The sequence below is a fragment of the Planktothricoides sp. SR001 genome, assembly GCF_001276715.1.
Lineage (GTDB): Bacteria > Cyanobacteriota > Cyanobacteriia > Cyanobacteriales > Laspinemataceae > Planktothricoides > Planktothricoides raciborskii.
This window is the reverse complement of record NZ_LIUQ01000013.1, coordinates 101,168-120,158: the sequence shown is the minus strand read 5'-3', so window position 1 is coordinate 120,158 and position 18,991 is coordinate 101,168. Positions and strand designations below refer to the sequence as shown.

Below are 18,991 nucleotides of genomic sequence, written 5' to 3'. Positions count from 1 at the left end.
GATCAAATGGCGATCGGAGTCAGAGTTATCACTGTTAGCCCCCGCTGTTACCCCAATACCAAACCTGCATCTGACCCTGCCCGATTCTATAGCAAATTAGACAGTGAACTTGCTCTGGAAATCAGTGCTAAACTAAACCAATAATATTATCGAGATCCAAGATTAATGGGGGATGTTTCTCTTAACTTGAGAGTCATTGCCAAGGTTGCCCGGTCAAAAGCATAAAATCAAGAGAAAACTTATGAAAGTCAAACTGTTAGTTAGCTTAATCTTGACAAAGACAAGTTTTTTCCCCTATCTGGCTTCAACCGCTAAAGCACAAAATTTTCAGTTGACCATTAAGCCCCCAGGAGAAAGTAAATCATCTCTTGCAATAAATCTTGCAATAAATCTTGCCATAAACAAAACTGCGATCGAGATGGCCGATGCTTCTATTTTTTGAATCATATATATGTCTCTGCTTTAAGTGATTGTGTTAATTCCGGTATTAATATTTCAAGTGGAGAATTATTGCGATTTTCTGCCACTGGCCAAGCCAGGTATGGTTATGAAGGTGAACCAATTAATGATTCACCCATAACAGATGCAAATGGAAATAGGCTAGTAAATGGCAACAATATTGGTAAAAAAATAGACCCGTCTGCACAAATGCCGAATCAACCTATTGGTACTCTGCTAGGGAGGATTGGTCGAAGCGGAAATTTTTTTGCAATTGGCTCAAGTAATCAGTTGATAATGCAGGAATCAGGGAGGTTATTTCTATGTTACAATGATGTGCCGGATATGTTTGGGGATAATGGTAGTGGATACACAGTTAGTATTTACAGAATAGAGGCTGGTTCTCAGAAACCAACTAACCCTTCTCCTTACGGTCAACAGACTGCAACAGCACCAACACGACCCACAAGACAAACTTTCAGGAATGCTCAAGAATTAGGCATGGCACAGTTCTTGCAGGGAAATCGAGAACTGATAGATGCTTATGAAGCGTTACAGGGTGCTGCTCAAGGCCAATACAACGTAGTACAAATTCCCAGTAATGATTTTATGGATAACCCCTGTACTCAGATAGCCAGAGAAAGGGGAACTTTATTCAGCGAGAGAGAAGATATTAGTTATGCCGATTATCTAAAATTAAAGTTAAAGTTAAATGCTCAAATTGCAGCGTACAATAATAGTCTAGCGATTATCGAAAAGATGCAAGACTATAATAATCGTCTGTCAAACGAGAATCGACAGGGCGGAAGGGACGCATCCCAACGCATCGTCGCCAACTTTCAAAGTTTATGGAGTCGTATTGAGCAACAAAACCAACCAGATTTATCCTTAGATAGAATATTAAGATCCCTAGCTTATGCGATAGAAGAAAGTGGAGTTTCAACCATAAATTTTGTAATAAAATCGGCGCAAACTGGTGGAAAACTAGCTGCTGCTTTTAGCGATTTTGGCAGATTGGGTCAATTATTGAATTTACCTAGTTCTTCTAATGCTGATGCTACTCAGTTAACTGGCAGAAGTCTCGACTATGCAATAACTTTTTCTGAACAACTTGAAGAGGTTAGCCGCGAGTTTAATGCAGGTAATTATGAAAAAATAACCGATATTACTTTAGAAGTAGCAAATGCAGCGATCGGTTTGATCGATACCCAAAATAATCCAAGACTGGTTCGGGCAGGTCAAGCGATAGCAATTCGTTCTGAGGCTATAAAGCTGAAGGATATGATAATTTTACTACAGCAACCTAATGTCGGAGAAGTTCTAGATGATTACGACCGATTTTATCTGACAGTAGCAGGAATTTCTTCTGCTTTAAAGATAGGAGCAGACACAGTAACACTAATCAGTCAGTGTAGATGGTGTTTTGTATCCACCCAATTCGCCATAACTTCTAATTATTAACCCGGATATAGTTTGGTAGGGTGCGTTAGGCTGGCGATCTATTTTCCGCGAAAAACAATCAGCCTAATTGCCAGCCGTAACGCACCATTAACCCGGATATGAAAACCGGGTTTCTTCTTTGAATTCCACCGTTAACTTTGATATCCTGAAGAGAAACCCGGTTTCTGGGCCATAACGAAGAAACCTGAGAAACCGGGTTTCTTTTACGCATTTCACCGTTAACTTTGATATCCACAACAGAAACCCGGTTTCTGGGGTTTCTGGGTGATTTATTAAGTTTCTTGCTCCTGATTAAAAGAACATTCTACTTGAATTTTCAGGTTGCTTTTGGCGGTGCCTTTTGTAACATAAGGAATCCCGGTTTCACCACCCATCTCGACCCCAAACTCTAGAGTTACTTTGTCAATCTTGGCTACAGCAACTTGTTTGAAGGCGGCTAAAGTATAGCTGGTATAGGAAAAGATGGTTTTTTGTAAATCGTGAATCTGCTTTTGGAATTCTGCTTTAACTTCTTTGACTCCTTTGGAGACTGCCGCTTCCTCCTCGTCGTCGTCAGAAACCGGGGCAGTGGTTAAAGTTTCTGGTGCATCAATATCTTCGGTGGCTTCGATATAGATTACGGTGTTGTCATCCAGTTGGATCGGGGTGAGTTTAACAGTCATAAGAATTCCGGGTTGCCAGATTTAAAATTTGTAGCTTAATTATATAGAGAGGATTCAAAAATTGGTGGAAATAGTCCAATGAGTCGAGATGCGCTGGTGGTGGGGATTAGCACCTATCAATATCCAAAATTAAACAAGCTAGAGGCACCCGCAAAGGATGCTGAAGACATTGCTCAATGTCTAGAGTCTAGTTTATTGCCGTTCCAAGTGAAACGACTGCCAGAGATTGTCGATAAAGAGAATAATAGGCTGAAGGTTGGGAAAAAAACTGAAGTTTCTCTGACTCAACTTAAACAAGAACTATTTAAACTATTTAAACCCAAAGGGAGCGTAATTACCGACACGGGGTTATTTTATTTTTCTGGACATGGTTTATATAATAAACGTCGAAAAGAAGGATATCTCGCCACCAGTGATGCTAATCCAGATCAGGGAAATTGGGGGTTTCCATTATATACTCTACGCAAGTTACTGCAAGATAGCCCAGTTCGTCAGCAAATTATTTGGCTAGATTGTTGTCATAGTGGTAGCTTAATCGTACTGAATGAAGCCAACCCCGGAAAAGACCCGGATCATAGTCGCTGTTTTATTGCCGCATCTAGGGATATTGAGGTGGCATATCAGTTAGTGAGTGGATCGCATGGGGTGTTGACGGATGCGTTGTTGCAAGGATTAGATCCCAATCGCGTTCCAGGACAATGGATTAATAATCTCTCTCTCTGCGACTATGTGAGTCAATATCTGCAAAAGGTGCATCCAACTTATCCGCAGAAACCGCTTTTTATCAATGATGGGCAAGTTATTAATTTGAGTCGGACGCCAGAGAAACAGGAGTCTGAGAGCAAAAGCGATCCGCCACCACCTAAAACCACAGTCGGCTTAGAAAATATCGCCGAAATTCCCGTATGGGTGGGACGGGATGCCCTAATCCAAGAGTTAAAAGCCAAGTTACTCAGCCGCGAAACCGCCCCGAAAGTGCTGGCGATTATTGGGCAAGGGGGTATCGGTAAAACCAGTTTAGGGGTGAAGCTGTTGGAAAGTTTGGGGGTGCAGTTGCAACCGCCAAATCTGACCGAAACCTGTGTTTATGAAAAAGTCCTCTATTTTAAAACCTACCCAGGGACAAGTTTTGATAGTGTGGCGGAGTTTCTGCTGCGCGGGTTGGACATAGAGACGGCAGAACCGTTGAAAACTCCAGAGGAAAAAATCCGCAATGTCCTGGAGGGGTTGACGAAACAGCGCGGAGTCGTGGTTTTGGATAACTTAGAAGATATTTTACACCCAGCCCACGATGCCAATGCGGGGAAAGCCCTGTCTGAGGAATGAGGACAACTGCTCAATCGCTTTGTCTATGGCAATCATCGCTCAACGATTATGCTCACCAGTCGGGAATTTCCGGTAGATTTGGCTGACCCCCGTGCGCGGACTGGGAACCCTGACCCGAAATTGGTCGAGTTGCTGACTTTGGTGGGGGTTAGCGATGAAGCTGGGGTGGAAATTTTGCGGCTGCGTGGGTCTGCCGATAGTGAAGCAGACCAGCAATGGATTGCGGAACGAGTCAAAGGCAATACATTTTTATTAGCTCAATTAGCGGCGATTGGTTTAGAAAGTCCGGGGTATTTGCGACAACATCCCGAACTGGTGGCAGAGGAGGCAGAACCGATTCTACAAGCGCAACTGATGCGGCAAAGTGAGGCAGCACGGGATTTGTTGCGGCAAATGTGCGTGTTGCGGACGGGGATTGATATCCCAGGATTAACGTTTTTGCGCCTTTATACCGATGACAAGGAAAAAGACGATCGCTTTGGAACAGCAGTAAAGTTAGAAAAACCAGGAAAATTTACCAAAGCAGAACTGAAAGAAACTGCGGAAATTGTCCGGCATTTGGTGAATAGTTCTTTGGTGCAGAGTCGCTATGATAAGGAACGGTGTGAATGGTTTTATGACCTGCATCGTTTGATTGTGGAATATCTGCAAACGGCATATCAGGCAGAGTTGCCGCAACTGATGGAACGGGTTTATAAGTTTTACTGCACTGGGAAAACAGTCGAAAATCCCAAAACTCTGGAAGATTTGCGCCCACTTTTAGAAGCCCAGTATTTTGCTTTTCAGTTGGGGAATTATGATGAAGCCTCTAGTTTATTGATGGGAAAAATAGAGAAATATCTCGAACCTTGGGGATATTGGAGTTTATTAAAAAACCTATGCGAACAAATTTTGCCATATATTACAGATGACACAAATAAACGAATTTGTCTGCAATCAATTGGAATCATATACCGAGAGACGGGTAACTGGGATAAAGCCGAAAAATATTTTGGTAAATCCTTAGATAGCGCAAGAGAGCATAATAATAAAAGCGGTATTGCTGCATCATTACGACTCTTGGGAGATATCGCCCGATATCGCGGCAAATGGGATGAAGCGGAGAAACACTTTCGGCAATCTTTGGAAATAGAAACCGAATTGGACGATCGCGCTGGGATGGCTTCGAGTTGGATACTCTTGGGATATATCGCCGAAAGTCGCGGCAAATGGGATGAAGCGGAGAAACTCTATCAGCAATACTTGGAAGTGATGACCGAATTGGACGATCGCGCTGGGATAGCTTCGAGTCGGGCAAGCTTGGGATATATCGAAAAATGTCGAGGCAATTGGGATAAAGCGGAGAAACTCTATCAGCAATGTTTGGATTTGAGAACCGAGTTGGGCGATCGCGCTGGGATGGCTTGGAGTTGGGGACAATTGGGAGATATCGCCCGATATCGCGGCAATTGGGATAAAGCGGAGGAACTCTATCGGAAAGCTTTGAATTTGAGAACCGAGTTGGGCGATCGCCCTGGGATGGCTTCGAGTTGGGGAGTCTTGGGAGATATCGCCCGAAATCGCGGCAAATGGGATGAAGCGGAGAAACTCTATCGGCAATCTTTGGATCTGAGAACCGAATTGGGCGATCGCGCTGGTATGGCAGAAACTTGGGCAAGCTTAGGAGAAAACGAACTGGGCAAAGGTAATCTCGATACGGCGGAACAATATTTAACCGAAGCTTTAGCCGATATGGAAAACCTGAAAATGACCTGGCATATTGCCGAAACTAATTTTGACTTAGCTAAATTATGGCGTCAGCGAGGCAACGAGGAAATTGCCCAAAAGCATTACGAAAAATCCCATCAACTCTATGAAAAATTAGGGGCGATGAAGGATTTAGAACGGATTGAACGGGACTGGAGAGAAACCGGGTTTCTTATTTGAATTCCACCGTTAACTTTGATATCCTGAAGAGAAACCCGGTTTCTGGGCTACAAAGAAGAAATCTAAGAAACCGGGTTTCTTCTTGGAATTCCACCGTTAACTTTGATATCCTGAATAGAAACCCGGTTTCTGGGCGACAAAGAAGAAACCTAAGAAACCGGGTTTCTTCTTGGAATTCCACCGTTAACTTTGATATCCTGAAGAGAAACCCGGTTTCTGGGCGACAAAGAAGAAATCTAAGAAACCGGGTTTCTGTCTTACAGTGGTTTTTAGATTAATAAACTATCCACATTAACCGCCAGGGAATAAATTCCCTGGCTAATAGCGCAAGTCGGTTAAAACCGACTGAAATTCTCATCACTATAGTTATTTAAAATAAAAATAAAACATTAATTAAATTTCGCGGCGTTAGTAGGGGCGGTTCGCGAACCGCCCCTACATAATTGTATTAATCTTGCTGGAATGGAAATAACTATAAAAGCATGATTAGTCGGATTTATCCGACTTGCGCTATGAGGCGGGGGTAGAAAACCCCCGCCGGATGTGGTTTTCTACTGAGAAAACCGCTGTAAGAAACCCGGTTTCTTATTTAACGCAAGGATAAAATCCGATCGCCCTTATTTAAATCCTGACTTGCTTCCAAAACTGCTTGACGCGCCCAACTATCTGCTGCTAAAATATCATCTAAAGATGGATTTTGGCAGTTATTCCCTTGGTGGCGATCGCAGGTTTTTTCAATTACACGGGGAATATCTAAAAACGCAATTTTCTCATCTAAAAATAGCGCCACCGCTTGCTCATTGGCCGCATTTAAAACCGCCGTCATCGAACCGCCTGCGCGACCTGCCGCATAAGCTAATTCCATACAAGGATACTTATCATGGTCAGGTTCCCGGAAAGTTAAATCACCGGCTTTAACTAAATCTAACCGTTGCCAATCCGTATAAATTCGCTCTGGCCAAGACAAAGCATAAAGCAACGGCAACCGCATATCCGGCCAACCCAATTGAGCCAAAACCGACGTATCTTGCAACTCAATTAATGAATGAATAATACTCTGAGGATGAATCACAATATCAATATCATCGTAATCCATCCCAAACAGATAATGCGCCTCAATTACCTCTAAACCTTTATTCATCAAAGTAGCAGAATCAACGGTAATTTTTCGCCCCATTGACCAGTTAGGATGTTTTAAAGCATCAGCCACTTTCACCGAGGCTAATTTTTCCACCGGCCAATCCCGAAAAGCCCCCCCAGATGCAGTAAGAATAATCCGCCGCAAACCCCCATCCAGCACCCCTTGCAAACATTGAAAAATTGCCGAATGTTCCGAATCCGCAGGCAGCAATTTTACCCCATATTTTTCTACCAAAGGATTCACCACCGGCCCACCAGCAATCAGGGTTTCTTTATTCGCCAAAGCAATATCTTTCCCCGCTTCGATCGCCGCAATTGTTGGCAGTAACCCCGCGCAACCGACAATCCCCGTCACCACCGCTTCCGCATCCCCGTAAGCAGCCACGGTTTTAATCCCTTCTGCCCCTGCGGTTAAAATCGGCTGGGGGTCAACATGGGCGATCGCCTCGCGCAACTCTGGCAACAAAGACTCATCGGAAATTGCCGCAATTTCCGGGCGAAACTGCTCAATTTGCCGCGCCAACAAGCCCACATTCCGCCCTGCGGCAATGCCCACCAACCGAAATTTATCGGGATGTTGCGCCACAATATCCAAAGTTTGAGTGCCAATCGAGCCGGTGGATCCTAAAAGTGTAATAGCTTTCACGATTTGTTAACAATCAACAACAAACCTACTATAAAATTTTCCGGCGCCCTCGCGATCGCAATTTCCTGGCAGCGCAATTTCCTGGCAGCGTAATTTCCTGGCAGCGTTTGCTATGAGTTGGGTTGGCGATGAGTTGGCAACCATCAGGGTGCGATCGCTCACCACCAACCAGCCCAAGGAGAATAGACAGAGGTCTATTCTCCCGAAATATGAACCACTAAATCTCTTACTGACCCTTGCGATCGATGTTCCCAAACATAAATTCCTTGCCAAGTCCCCAAGACTAAATAACCTTGATTAACCGGAATTTGTTCAGAACTGTGAGTTAAAACCGTGCGAATATGGGCTGGCATATCATCAGGGCCTTCGGTACTGTGAAAATAATTGCGATTTTCTGGAACTAAATCCGCCAAAAAATTTTCCAAGTCCCGCAAAACATCAGGATCAGCATTTTCTTGAATAATTAAACTGGCGGAAGTGTGGCGTAAAAATAAACTACATAAGCCTGTTTTTACCCCAGATTCGGCAACAATTGACTGAATTTTTGGGGTAATTTTAATCAAAGATTTGCCAGTAGTCTTAACTTTGAGTAAATGTTGATGATGAATCATGGTGCTGTGAGGAATTATCTCGCTAGATAGTTGACAAAAAGCGGAATATATTGATATAATTTCAGGAATTACTAGGAATTAGCTGATGTTTACAATGCTTGATGTAAATCATCAGGAGTTAAATGGGAGTGAATAATTTCGCCATCGCGAAACCAAACAATTCTGCGCGTACAGCGAGCAACTTCTGGTTCGTGAGTCACCATCACAATCGTCATCCCACTCTGATTCAGTTCAGAAAAAATATTAATCACTTCCTGAGTAGTATGAGAATCTAAAGCCCCCGTAGGTTCATCCGCTAATAAGAGCACGGGACGATTCACGATCGCCCGGGCGATCGCCACCCGTTGTTGTTGTCCTCCAGAAAGTTGGTTAGGTTTATTATTCATCCGATTTTGTAAACCTACTCGCATTAAAGCTTCTTCAGCCCTTTCTCGACGTTCTCGATTGCCCACCCCCGCATAAACCATCGGTAACATAACATTTTCTAAGGCCGTCATTTGGGGTAACAAATGAAATTGCTGAAACACAAATCCCAGTTTCCGATTTCTAATTGTCGCCAAATCTGCCTCTGGTAAATTGGCCACATTTACCCCGTCTAAATAATATAAACCACTGGTGGGACGATCTAAACAGCCGATGATATTCATGGCAGTAGATTTACCGGACCCCGATGCCCCCATAATTGAGCAATATTCCCCCAATTCAACGGTGAGACTGACGCCATTCAGGGCTTTGACTTCGGTGTTGCCACTGCCATAGAGTTTAAAAATATTTTCCAGAGAAACGATCGCCTGTTTTTTTTCTGGATCTAGCAGTGAGGTGGTTTGATTTGTTTGACCTGTTTGACTTGTTTGACTTGATAGTTGATTCATGGCTTACTTTGATTTTATATTTTTATAGTAGATGATTTTGTAGATGATTTCGATTGTTCCCATTGATGGTTACTTTGATAGTTAAGCTGTTCTTAAGGCAACAATGGGATCGAGTTTTGCCGCTTGTTGGGCAGGTACAACGCCGAAAAATAAGCCGATCGCCCCAGAAACTCCTGTAGCTAAGGCGATCGCGCCTATAGAAACCCCTGGGGAAAAGGGCGTAAAATAACCCACCAACAAAATCCCACTAACGGCGACTCCTGTACCGATCGCACCGCCCATCACCGACAGAATCACCGATTCAATCATAAACTGAATCAAAATATCTCGCGGAGACGCGCCGATCGCCTTGCGTAAACCAATCTCTTGAGTGCGGTCTGTCACCGACACCAACATAATATTCATAATGCCAATACCTGCGACCAGCAGAGAAATACTAGCAACCGCCCCCAAAAAAAGCGTCAATGCCCCACTAATCGCTTGCAATCGATTTAACATATCTTGTTGATTACGCACGGTAAAATCATCTTCATCGGTAATTTTGTGACGCAGCCGCAACAAGTTTTCGATTTGAAACTGTGCTATAGCCATGCTTTGTTCATTTTTAACCGCTGCAAAAATAAAAGAAACCGGCAGTCCATAAGGGGAACGACGGCCAACAATTTGGTTAGCCATTGTAGTAATCGGCACGATCGCGGTTTCATCATAATTAGTACCCAAAGAAGTGCCTTTAGATTCCATCACCCCAATCACTTCCAAGCTAACATTTTTGATGCGAACTTTTTGGCCGATCGGGTCTTGGTCGCCAAACAATGCTTTAGCCACATCAGACCCGATCGCCACCACTTGATTATTTCGTTTCAAATCTAAATCTGTAATAAACCGACCTTTCGCCACCTGGTAATTTCTCACCTGGATAAAATCGGGAATCGTCCCAAAAATTAACGCCGAAAAATTTTTATTCCCATAGCGAATAGTCTCCGAACTATTTAACTCTGCCGAAACTGCCTGAACTAACGACACCTGAGAGGCGATCGCCTCTGCATCAGACAACACTAATTTTTGGGTTGACCCCACATTTAATCTTCGACTCCCGCGACTTCCAGACTGAATAAACAGCAGATTCGTCCCCAGAGATTGAATTTGCTCCCGCACATAAACTTTAGCCGCTGAACCCACCCCAATCGTGGCAATTACCGCCGCATTGCCGATAATAATTCCCAGCATTGTTAGGCTGGTGCGGACTTTATTTGCCCCCAGAGTTTGCGTGGCTGTTTTAATTTGTTCAAAAATATCTACGGACATTGATTTGTTATTTATTGTTGGTTATTTATTGTTGGGTAGGGATTCTTTGGGTAGGGATTCTTTGCTTGCCCCCCTTTGAAGTTGGGGGGGTTGTTGGTTGTTCGGGATAAATAGGGTTAATTTTTCTGGATTGTAAAGCATAACGGCGATTTGCTCCTGTAATTCGGCTTCTGACATTCCGGTAATTTGAAAGATGTCATGGGGAATTGTGATGTTCATAGTATTGTTTCCTAAGCGTTACTTTAAGATTAGCACTAAATGTGGCTAAGAAACCGGGTTTCTATGGTGGATATGTAGGGGCGAATGCGAGAACGTCCCTACTGTGGAGTTACAGGAAGAAACCCGGTTTCTGAATCCTGGGGATAACTAAGAAAAAGAAACCGGGTTTCTGTGGTGGATATTATCGTTAACTGTGGAGTTACAGAAAGAAACCCGGTTTCTGAAACCCAATAAGCGATCGCATTTGTCCCCAGATAAAGAAACCGGGTTTCTGTGGTGGATATTATCGTTAACTGTGGAGTTACAAAAAGAAACCCGGTTTCTGAAACCAAGCGAGATAAGTAAGAAAAAAAAACCCGGTTTCTGATAGTAATCGGCTGATTATGATTCTTTTTTAGAAGTAATCACTTCGATCGGTCGCAGAATTTTATCCCCATGACGAAATCCCCGACGCACAATTTTAGTAATCGTTTGATCCTCAACATCCGATCGCACTTCTCGTTCCACTACTCGGCAAAAATCGAAATCAGGTTTAGTTCCTTCCAGTTCTAAAAGTTCAACTTGACGGCGCTGAAGTACCCCCAGCAATTTCTTTTGCACAATTGAGAGAGACTTAGGCAAACGCTGAATAAATTGAGGAGAAAGTTCAGAATGCTGATCCATATAATCGAGTAAAAATTCCACAGCATCAAAAACATCAAATATCTCTAAAAACAGTTCCTCTTTAGCGGCTATTGATTGTGACTTTTGTTCCCGTAATTCTTGTTGGAGTCCGACTCGTTCTTTTTGCAGGTTTCCCAATTCGTTGACAAGTTGGTCTCGCAGTTCGGCATTAAAGGTTAGATTGGTCATGGGTTATAGGTTATTGGTTATTGGTTATTTGTAGGGGCGTGGGTATTTTTTGCATATTATTTGCGTATTATTTGCCCCTACTGACATAATGACATCTCCAAAAAATAAATTATGGCTGCCTGATTGGGCTAGGGCGAAGCATAAGGGATAGGCATATCTCTAATTTTACCGTCAAATTGTCGCCCATTAGCTTCGCCCCTACAAAATAATACAAATTAATACATTTTTTTCTGGAGATGTCTATAATGACAATTCACAAATGACATTGGTGATTGATTAATAACTTGAACTTTCGCCAACTTCTGCGCTACCGACTTGTCTTTTTAATAAATTGGCGAATTCTCTGGCATCATTGATATTCATAAATGACGCTACTTGAATCATATCTGTGTTAGTATTTTCGACATATTTGACAAAGGCATCTCTACAGTAATTATTCTGAATAAATGTTAGATTGCTTTCGCTATAAGTCACATTCACAGGATACCACAAATTAATGCCCCCTGGATGACTATCCCCACAAGAACTTAGAGGAAATGAACCACTATTGTTGCTTAATATATCGGCGGCATTAGCCCGAACTGAGGGAGCATCAGCATTATAGCTAGATGGTTGGCCAACTTCTCCACTACCCAAATCAAATTTGAGAATATTTGCCAACTCTACAGCATCAGATCGATTTAAAAACGAGGCAACTTGAACCGATAACTCGCCAGTTTTTCTCCATTTTTCGATCGCATCTCTACAGTAAAAATTGCGAACTCGATTTAAATTATCCTCGCTATAGTTGACATAAACCGGATACCAGTCATTTGTGCCACCGGGGTCTCGATCGCCACAGGTATTTTTGGGATAGCCCTTAGCATAATAGCGATCGGAGAATTGTGGTCTAACCACTGGTTCCGTTTGTGGCGATCGCGGTTTTTCTTGCCTTACAGGAGTCTGCGGTTCAGGTAGTTTTTCTAAGCGATCGGATAACTGAGGTCTAACCACTGGTTCCGTTCGTGGCGATCGCGGTTTTTCTTGCCTTACAGGAGTCGGCGGTTCAGGCAGTTCTTCTATCTGCTGTATCGGTATAACTTCTGGGGATTTAGGCGAGGTTAAATATTCGATTTTTTGGGCTTGTTTTCGCTCTGTTTTTAACTCATTTCCGCTGTTAACAGCTAAGACAAAACCAGAAAAAATCGGGCTAAACACAAATAGCCAGACAAAAAATCTAATCCCATCTAAAACCAGATGACTACCATTAAATTTAAATTCCGGTTTTAGCTCACTTTGGGGCATGACTTTAGGGCGTTTGCTTAAACTAGCGCCAATGAATTTAACGGATAATTCTTCTTTAGAGGGAAGTTCTGCCCCGGCTTCTAAGCTTGTATCTATTCCGGCGAAATGGGATGACAAATTCGGATCCATATCGTCTCTAATATAGTTAGCGACTTTCTGCTCAATATCCAAATCTGTTGCGTCAAAATCAGCCAGTAAATTTAATTCTGGGGCAGTAGTCTCTATGCTAGAAAAATCTGTTCGCTTGAACCGTTTAATCGGTGGTAAAATTGGACGCAGATAATCGGCGACGATGCGTTTTTGTGAGTCTAGGAGACTTTTTTGCGCTGCGGCGATCGCCTGAAGGGGATATTCCTTGCGCTTCATGGCGATCGCCATAGCTTTGGTAATTTCTGCTTTTGATGCAGCTTGGGAAACACCGAGAATATCGTAAGGATTCATAGAACACTGTTTGTTTTCCATTCAAAATCTCCTAAAAAAATCGACGAATACCTAACTCACGATAAATTTGTTGATATTCAACTTTATCCGGGCAAAGTTCATAAGCCCATAGGCCAAACTTCTGGATCAAATCATAAGGCATTTGTTGAGATTTTGACCCTTTAATCAGATGCAGTATAAAGAATTCCGCCAAATAAGATTTAAGCGGATCGCAGTCGGAATACTTGGCATAGTTCACCGCTTCATCAAAGCGATCGCGTTTCATTAAATCGTGAACTTTATTGAATTCTTTACTCAGTTTGTAAATTTCTTGAACTATCGGATCTTCGGGACAAAGTTCGTAGATCCAACTACCCAATTTACTAATATCCTCAAAGGTTAATTCACCACTTTTAAATCCTTCAACAAATATTTTGACGAAAAATTCAGTCAGATTATGGCGAATTTTATCATGGCGCGATCGCTTGGCTTGTTGAACGGCTTCTTCTAGTTTATTTGCCTTGATCAGCGCATCGATTTTTCGATTATCTTGAGTAATCTCAACGCGATCGATGAGGTCAAGCACTACCGGATTTTTAGGATCGATTCGCTTAATTTCCTCAAGTTTTTGGAGTGCCGTGGATTCCTGAATTTTTTCCGCAACTAATTGCTCGCGAATTTGCTCCGCTTGATATTCCGCTAAATAGCTTCTGGCTGGTTGACTGCCTAATAATTCATACCAAGATTTGGCAAAATCTAGATGTTCTTTAAAATCAGAAATAGCATGACGCTGCTGTTGGCAAATTCGGTCTATTTCTTGACTCCATTCTCGATTCGCTTTAATCGCTGCAATAGCTGGTTTGAGCGACGATATAGCCTGCCGCCATTGTTTTTGTTGAAGATAATAGCAACCTTCATGGTACAATACAAATTGTTGAGCAAATTGTTGGCCAACAAATTCGGGAGTTATGTTGGGTTTAATCGCCGGTTTAATTTGAATAGCGCGAGCGATATCTCCTTCAACACAAGCAGCTACCGCTAATCCCCAACTGGTATAAAGTCCCCGCAATATATGGTTAGAATTATGGTCATTATTCTGGGAAACTTCAATTTCATTTATGGCAATCTGAGAACGCGAACAAAAACCAGGGGTCAAGTACAAATTATTTTTTTTCGCTCCTGAATTTGCCGGAGTTCCCATCAAACGCAGTGCTACCATTTCCTGACGATAAAGATCGCGCAGACGCAAATAATCGTTTAAGTTTCGATCTCTGAGGGAGTCAACGGCATTTTCTAGGATTTTTTGCAGTTCTGATGTGACTGCGTTTAAGTCAACTGCTGTACTTGACAACCAAGGCAAATTTTTCAGAGAAGAGTCTTGGGAAAGATTGGCGATCGCAGTTGACCAAGTGACAATAAAATCTGGCATAAATTCTGCCAATTTATTTGGGTTATTTTGCCAGCAGTAATAAGTAGCGATCGCCCAATTATGTAGGGCAACAATATCGCCATTATCCCGCCAAACTTGTGCCGCATTTTCGGCTATTTGCTGCCAGTTTTTATTTTGCCAAATTTCCCCATCTATCCGAGGGATGATATGCTCTTCTAGATTCGTTTTGACGAGTTCATAGCTGCCAAATTTATTGATGAATTGAAGACTGATTGATTTGGCTAATTCAAAATCTGCCGCATCAACAGATTGCTCGATTTGCTGTAAACTGAGGGTGCGATCGCGTTCCACCAAAATCTTCAAAAGTTGGCGTTGTTGCTCAACTCTCGGATCGGAAATAGACTGCCATTCTCGATTAGCTTGCTGCCAATTCTGTTTTTTCCCATGAGCAAATCCCCGAAGATAAGCCGCTTGATTGCCCGTCACTCTTTCTAGAGTAGCAAGTGCCTTGTCGAACTGGTAAAGTTTAACGGCAACTGATGCTTTTCTGAGGGCGCATTCTGGAATATCTGGTAATAATTTTTCGGCGGATGCGTAGCTGGGTAAAGCCCGATCAAAATCCCCAGCTTTTTCTAGATTCCATCCATGATGAAACTGTTCGATTCCCCGGACAATATTCTGTAATTTTGATAAAAAATCGCGGCCATCAGAACGGGGAAATTGAGCTAGTCCGGTTTCCAGGAGAGCGATCGCTTCTGGAAATTTTCCCTCACAGGATAACTGATAAGTTTGACGCCAAATTGTTGCAAATATTTCCTCCTTTTCAAGCTGAGACTTAAGTTGCGCGATCGCTGCCTCTACTTCATCGGTGGGAAACAGTTCTTGCGCTTTTTGATATCGAGAAATTGCTTGGTGAAAATAATACTGTTTTGCGAGTTGTTCCCCTGACTCAACGAGTGACTGATATTTCTGCCGCCATTCCAGGAGATTTTCGCATCGATTCCAAGCGATCGCCACCCGCTCGTCAGGATAGCTTGAATAAGACTTTTGGTAGAGATCCAGTGCCTTAGACAGGGCTGTAATACTCGGTAAAGTTCCCGTTTCTTTCGCCAAAATTTCATTAGCTGAATTCAGCAATTGTTCGGCTTTTTCTGTTTGGGTTTTCCAGCTATATTTCCAAATATTCAAACTATCTTTAACTTCCGCTAACAGGGATGCTACGGTAAATTTTTGCACGATAAGTTCAGAAACCGACTCAATGGGATACCACAAATTGAGAATTTCTTCAGCGGTGGCGATCGCCTCTGGTAGCTGCTTTTGTCTAGAGAGAGTTTTAGCTTTTTGAAATAGGGATTTAGAATAGGAAAGTTGGCGCAAAACTTCAGCAAAGTCCACCCCTAATAAAAGACTGCTTACCCGATTGAATTGATCGACAATCATGGACAATTTACCTCCAAATTAGGCACAAGCAATATCTCACCGATTGCCAAAGCATTTTCGCGACCAGTGAGGGGAGAATTCGCGGCCATAATTTGCGGCCATAAATTTCCATCTCCATAGAACTTTTCCGCAAGGCGCGATAAAGAATCACCACGATTTACTTTGTAATAAAATCCGCCACAAAGGAGGGATTCTCCGTCGGATTTTTTCGAGGGGACAACTGGCGTTTGTGTGGGATTAAGTGTGGGAAATTCCGGGGATACTCCGGTTTCTAAAGCCGGAGAAATAGTTGCAACTGCTGGTTGATTTTGCTGCACACCTTGCTGCATATAAACTGAATTTCCCGCTGCACCTAAACTTATCCCCAGCAACAGGATGAGAATTGCGACCCCAATTGGCACCCAAGGCGCGATCGCTGTTGATTTGGTTGCTACGGAAGGCAATTCTGGCAGTTCTGTGAGGGTGCGAATTAGGGATAAATCAGTTTCGCAATTAGGGCAGATATTTCCCTCGATTTTCGGGCGATCGCATACCGGACAAGTGAGATAAGTTTTCATCGTGTAATTCCCGTGGCAATATTTGCAGCAGAAAATTCGCGCAATCCATACTCGCGGATATCTGGAATCAGTTCGTTCCAAAGGCGATTAGCTTCATTAATCTTTTCATGCTCTATTGCATGAATCAGACGGTGCAATTTATCTGCCATGAAACCAGCGCGAGTTGGGTCAACAGAATGGGCTTTTTGGATCGCATCTTTGGCAATTAATAACTTTTGGATTTCTTCCGGCAGATTTTTCAGTTCCCGTTCCGCATCTTCGGCGAGTTTTTGCATTGCCGATAGATTATGAATAGCGATCGCCTCTTTGAGTTGTTTAGTGAGACTTTCAATCCGTTGTTTTTGAGCATCAGGAAGCATAAAAGAGCAATGTTCCATGAGGAATTCAAATTCCCGCACAAAGAACTGAGCCACATCCCGATCTTCTGAAGCAAATGTTTTCAATTCCTGAAGTTTAGCTTGGGCAACTGCCACGCGATCGGCTTGGGGTTTATTATTTTGACCTCGGATTTGGTTAGAGGCAGAAATGGCTGCCCCGGCAATTTCATAAGCAGTTTGCACCCCTGTTTCTGTCAAGTTAGCCGCTTGATTCAATTCAGCGATCGTTCGCTCCACTTCTCTGGCAATTTCTTCATCTACCCCACCCCGCGAAAACGAACAACTAACTCGAACAGCAGGGTTGTTTTTCAGGGCTGCGGTAATTTGCAGAGAACTATTTTTCTCATCTAATTCTACTGTAACCGCTACTTCTGTACCCCGTGGATAGGGTTTGTCCAGTGCTAACCACATCTCCCCAATCCGTTCGTCCCGGTTGAGGCGATCGATATCTTCACTAACGCGATCGGGACTGGAAAATTTAAAGTGAATCAATCGTTGTCCTTCGGCTTCAGTGCGAAATGTATGGGCTGTATTGACTGGCAGAATATCCCCTTGTTTGATTAGTTTATATCGCGGTTCATTCGCCAATTCAATAAAGTAATCGCGGGAAACCGTAGAAACTTTATCTGGCAATCCTGCTGCGACAATAGCGGCTCCTTGTGCAACCGCATACATGGGGTCTGGATGAACCACTACTTTATCTGCACCAAATGCTTCGCGGACTTTGCGTTGGACTAAAGGAATTTTTGAAGAACCCCCGACCAGCAAAACAATATCAACTTGATCGACGGGATATTCGGAATATTTCAGAGTATCCTGGCAAATTGCGATCGTGCGTTCCACCAATGGCAAAATCATTTCTTCCAACTCCCGGCGAGTGATTACAACCTCAATGGGAATTGCCATTCCCAATTCGTCTAAGAGGGGAGTCGCGGGTATAATTCGTGCTGTCTCATTGGTACTTAAATCTATTTTTGCTTGCTCTACAGTAAATTTGACATCTGCTAAAAAGCGAACCCGATGGTAATAGGGCATTTTAGCAATTAAAGCATCGATATTCTCGATCCTTTCTTCATGCGCTACTTTAGCTTTAACGAATTCAAAAAGCTTGTGGTCAATATCATCGCCCCCCAGCCACAAATCGCCTGCTTTACCAGACTCGATAAACTGATTGCCAGAAACCGTAATTAAAGAGGAGTCGAATGTGCCGCCACCGAAATCATAAACCAACATAGTTTTACTATCATCAGAATCCGGTTTAAATCCATAAGAAATGGCGGCGGCAGTGGGTTCGGGTAGCAGTTCCAGCAATCCTAAACCCGCTCGCATGACAGCAGTTTGAGTAGCGTAACGCTGTTTGTCATTAAAATAAGCCGGAATCGTCACAACTGCGTGAGTTATTTTACCTTTTTGATTGGCTTTCTCTTCTTGATGAAGTTGGGCATTTTCCACCACCTTTTTGAGGATTTCAGCAGAGATATCTTCCGGTTGATACTCTCGACCATCCAACCAAACCGAGAGACTGTTATCAGTCCCCTGAGTTGATTGGGTAATTTTATAGCCAAAGCGAGACAATTGTTGTTGCACTGTAGGGTCGTTAAATCCGCGTCCCATCAAACGTTTGATGGAAATAATCACGTTTTCTGGTTGATCGCGTAGCTGATTGTAGGCTTTCGTACCCACCACGAGTTTACCTTTGTCGAACGCAATAACCGAGCGGGTCAGTGCGTTCTCGTTTCCACTGTTTTCTTCATTTTTGACGACTTCTACATTAACCAATTTCAAAGCTGCGACGGAGTTTGTCGTGCCCAGGTCTATGCCAATTACATTACCCATTTAATTGTACTCCTCTAATTTGGTTATTTGTTGTGTGTTGTTGGTTGCTTGTCCTTTAATTAAACCTGTTTGTGTGATTTAATAAATCAGTATTTTCACTAATTTTTTTGACAAGCTTTAGGTTATTTTATCAAAATTTACAGCGCAAAATAGCCCGTTAAAATAGGGCTATAGAGAAGCATAAATCGGATTTATTTTTAACAGTTAATGCTTTTTAGCTTGTGATTAA

The 18,991-nt window shown here is 42.8% G+C and carries 18 protein-coding genes; 6 read left to right on the top strand and 12 right to left on the bottom strand.

The features are described 5' to 3' along the window. Positions 1-241 precede the first annotated feature (241 nt). Positions 242-442: a hypothetical protein gene (locus tag AM228_RS10295; protein ID WP_054466026.1), complete on the top strand. Its 201-nt coding sequence runs from the start codon at positions 242-244 to the stop codon at positions 440-442. Next, a complete protein-coding gene (locus AM228_RS10290) occupies positions 439-1,899 on the top strand; it encodes a hypothetical protein (protein WP_054466025.1) in 1,461 nt (486 codons plus the stop codon). The genes AM228_RS10295 and AM228_RS10290 overlap by 4 nt, the downstream gene beginning before the upstream one ends. A gap of 58 nt (positions 1,900-1,957) precedes the next feature. On the opposite strand, the gene AM228_RS32340 is transcribed toward AM228_RS10290, so the two are convergent. Together AM228_RS32340 and AM228_RS10285 are read right to left on the bottom strand one after the other, a co-directional pair. Continuing rightward, entirely contained in the window at positions 1,958-2,134 is a 177-nt protein-coding gene (locus AM228_RS32340) for a hypothetical protein (protein ID WP_156331683.1), read from the bottom strand. Between the two features lie 37 nt (positions 2,135-2,171). Beyond that, on the bottom strand, positions 2,172-2,561 hold the full coding sequence (locus tag AM228_RS10285; protein ID WP_054466024.1) for a CU044_2847 family protein: 390 nt from the start codon (positions 2,559-2,561) through the stop codon (positions 2,172-2,174). 78 nt (positions 2,562-2,639) lie between these two features. Between AM228_RS10285 and AM228_RS10280 the strand changes: the two genes are divergently transcribed. The 3 genes from AM228_RS10280 to AM228_RS32335 are packed head-to-tail and all read left to right on the top strand — an operon-like array spanning position 2,640 to position 6,091. Next, entirely contained in the window at positions 2,640-3,887 is a 1,248-nt protein-coding gene (locus AM228_RS10280; protein ID WP_054466023.1) for a caspase family protein, read from the top strand. Between the two features lie 48 nt (positions 3,888-3,935). Further along, the gene (locus AM228_RS10275; protein ID WP_054466022.1) at positions 3,936-5,813 is read left to right on the top strand and encodes a tetratricopeptide repeat protein; all 1,878 of its coding nucleotides are present in this window, start codon (positions 3,936-3,938) and stop codon (positions 5,811-5,813) included. After that, entirely contained in the window at positions 5,810-6,091 is a 282-nt protein-coding gene (locus AM228_RS32335) for a hypothetical protein (protein ID WP_156331682.1), read from the top strand. Before AM228_RS10275 ends, AM228_RS32335 begins: the two co-directional genes overlap by 4 nt. Positions 6,092-6,402: 311 nt before the next feature. On the opposite strand, the gene dxr is transcribed toward AM228_RS32335, so the two are convergent. The 5 genes from dxr to AM228_RS34155 all read right to left on the bottom strand — a co-directional run bounded on the left by dxr (position 6,403) and on the right by AM228_RS34155 (position 10,606). Continuing rightward, the gene (gene dxr / locus AM228_RS10270; protein ID WP_054466021.1) at positions 6,403-7,599 is read right to left on the bottom strand and encodes a 1-deoxy-D-xylulose-5-phosphate reductoisomerase; all 1,197 of its coding nucleotides are present in this window, start codon (positions 7,597-7,599) and stop codon (positions 6,403-6,405) included. Positions 7,600-7,793: 194 nt separating this feature from the next. Then, positions 7,794-8,210, bottom strand: a complete 417-nt coding sequence (locus AM228_RS10265) for a secondary thiamine-phosphate synthase enzyme YjbQ (protein WP_054466020.1) — start codon at positions 8,208-8,210, stop codon at positions 7,794-7,796. Between the two features lie 89 nt (positions 8,211-8,299). Next, positions 8,300-9,082, bottom strand: a complete 783-nt coding sequence (locus AM228_RS10260) for an ABC transporter ATP-binding protein (RefSeq protein WP_082348827.1) — start codon at positions 9,080-9,082, stop codon at positions 8,300-8,302. 81 nt (positions 9,083-9,163) lie between these two features. Beyond that, positions 9,164-10,387 (bottom strand): ABC transporter permease, encoded by a 1,224-nt coding sequence (locus AM228_RS10255; RefSeq protein ID WP_054466019.1) that lies wholly within the window; start codon positions 10,385-10,387, stop codon positions 9,164-9,166. A 21-nt stretch (positions 10,388-10,408) separates the two neighbouring features. Then, positions 10,409-10,606, bottom strand: a complete 198-nt coding sequence (locus tag AM228_RS34155; protein ID WP_054466018.1) for a hypothetical protein — start codon at positions 10,604-10,606, stop codon at positions 10,409-10,411. Between the two features lie 193 nt (positions 10,607-10,799). Here AM228_RS34155 and AM228_RS32325 point away from each other — a divergent pair, with 193 nt between their 5' ends. Continuing rightward, positions 10,800-10,973, top strand: a complete 174-nt coding sequence (locus AM228_RS32325; protein WP_156331681.1) for a hypothetical protein — start codon at positions 10,800-10,802, stop codon at positions 10,971-10,973. A 14-nt stretch (positions 10,974-10,987) separates the two neighbouring features. Here AM228_RS32325 and AM228_RS10245 read toward each other — a convergent pair whose 3' ends face one another. The 5 genes from AM228_RS10245 to AM228_RS10225 all read right to left on the bottom strand — a co-directional run bounded on the left by AM228_RS10245 (position 10,988) and on the right by AM228_RS10225 (position 18,762). Then, the gene (locus AM228_RS10245; protein WP_054466017.1) at positions 10,988-11,458 is read right to left on the bottom strand and encodes a nucleotide exchange factor GrpE; all 471 of its coding nucleotides are present in this window, start codon (positions 11,456-11,458) and stop codon (positions 10,988-10,990) included. Positions 11,459-11,734: 276 nt separating this feature from the next. Then, on the bottom strand, positions 11,735-13,204 hold the full coding sequence (locus tag AM228_RS34150) for a hypothetical protein (RefSeq protein ID WP_072160733.1): 1,470 nt from the start codon (positions 13,202-13,204) through the stop codon (positions 11,735-11,737). Positions 13,205-13,214: 10 nt separating this feature from the next. Beyond that, entirely contained in the window at positions 13,215-15,992 is a 2,778-nt protein-coding gene (locus AM228_RS10235; protein WP_054466016.1) for a hypothetical protein, read from the bottom strand. Next, complete coding sequence (locus tag AM228_RS10230) at positions 15,989-16,549, bottom strand: LysM peptidoglycan-binding domain-containing protein (RefSeq protein WP_054466015.1); 561 nt, start codon at positions 16,547-16,549, stop codon at positions 15,989-15,991. The genes AM228_RS10235 and AM228_RS10230 overlap by 4 nt, the downstream gene beginning before the upstream one ends. Then, positions 16,546-18,762 (bottom strand): Hsp70 family protein, encoded by a 2,217-nt coding sequence (locus AM228_RS10225; protein WP_054466014.1) that lies wholly within the window; start codon positions 18,760-18,762, stop codon positions 16,546-16,548. The genes AM228_RS10230 and AM228_RS10225 overlap by 4 nt, the downstream gene beginning before the upstream one ends. Positions 18,763-18,991: the final 229 nt, after the last annotated feature.

Excerpts from the sequence above, each read along its gene's own strand:
- AM228_RS10285 (WP_054466024.1), bottom strand. The coding sequence starts at position 2,561 with ATGACTGTTAAACTCACCCCGATCCAACTGGATGACAACACCGTAATC.
- AM228_RS10225 (WP_054466014.1), bottom strand. The coding sequence starts at position 18,762 with ATGGGTAATGTAATTGGCATAGACCTGGGCACGACAAACTCCGTCGCA.
- AM228_RS10280 (WP_054466023.1), top strand. The coding sequence starts at position 2,640 with ATGAGTCGAGATGCGCTGGTGGTGGGGATTAGCACCTATCAATATCCA.
- AM228_RS10235 (WP_054466016.1), bottom strand. The coding sequence starts at position 15,992 with ATGATTGTCGATCAATTCAATCGGGTAAGCAGTCTTTTATTAGGGGTG.
- AM228_RS10245 (WP_054466017.1), bottom strand. The coding sequence starts at position 11,458 with ATGACCAATCTAACCTTTAATGCCGAACTGCGAGACCAACTTGTCAAC.
- AM228_RS10230 (WP_054466015.1), bottom strand. The coding sequence starts at position 16,549 with ATGAAAACTTATCTCACTTGTCCGGTATGCGATCGCCCGAAAATCGAG.
- AM228_RS10265 (WP_054466020.1), bottom strand. The coding sequence starts at position 8,210 with ATGATTCATCATCAACATTTACTCAAAGTTAAGACTACTGGCAAATCT.
- AM228_RS34150 (WP_072160733.1), bottom strand. The coding sequence starts at position 13,204 with ATGGAAAACAAACAGTGTTCTATGAATCCTTACGATATTCTCGGTGTT.
- AM228_RS34155 (WP_054466018.1), bottom strand. The coding sequence starts at position 10,606 with ATGAACATCACAATTCCCCATGACATCTTTCAAATTACCGGAATGTCA.
- AM228_RS10275 (WP_054466022.1), top strand. The coding sequence starts at position 3,936 with ATGCTCACCAGTCGGGAATTTCCGGTAGATTTGGCTGACCCCCGTGCG.
- AM228_RS10255 (WP_054466019.1), bottom strand. The coding sequence starts at position 10,387 with ATGTCCGTAGATATTTTTGAACAAATTAAAACAGCCACGCAAACTCTG.
- AM228_RS10295 (WP_054466026.1), top strand. The coding sequence starts at position 242 with ATGAAAGTCAAACTGTTAGTTAGCTTAATCTTGACAAAGACAAGTTTT.
- AM228_RS10260 (WP_082348827.1), bottom strand. The coding sequence starts at position 9,082 with ATGAATCAACTATCAAGTCAAACAAGTCAAACAGGTCAAACAAATCAA.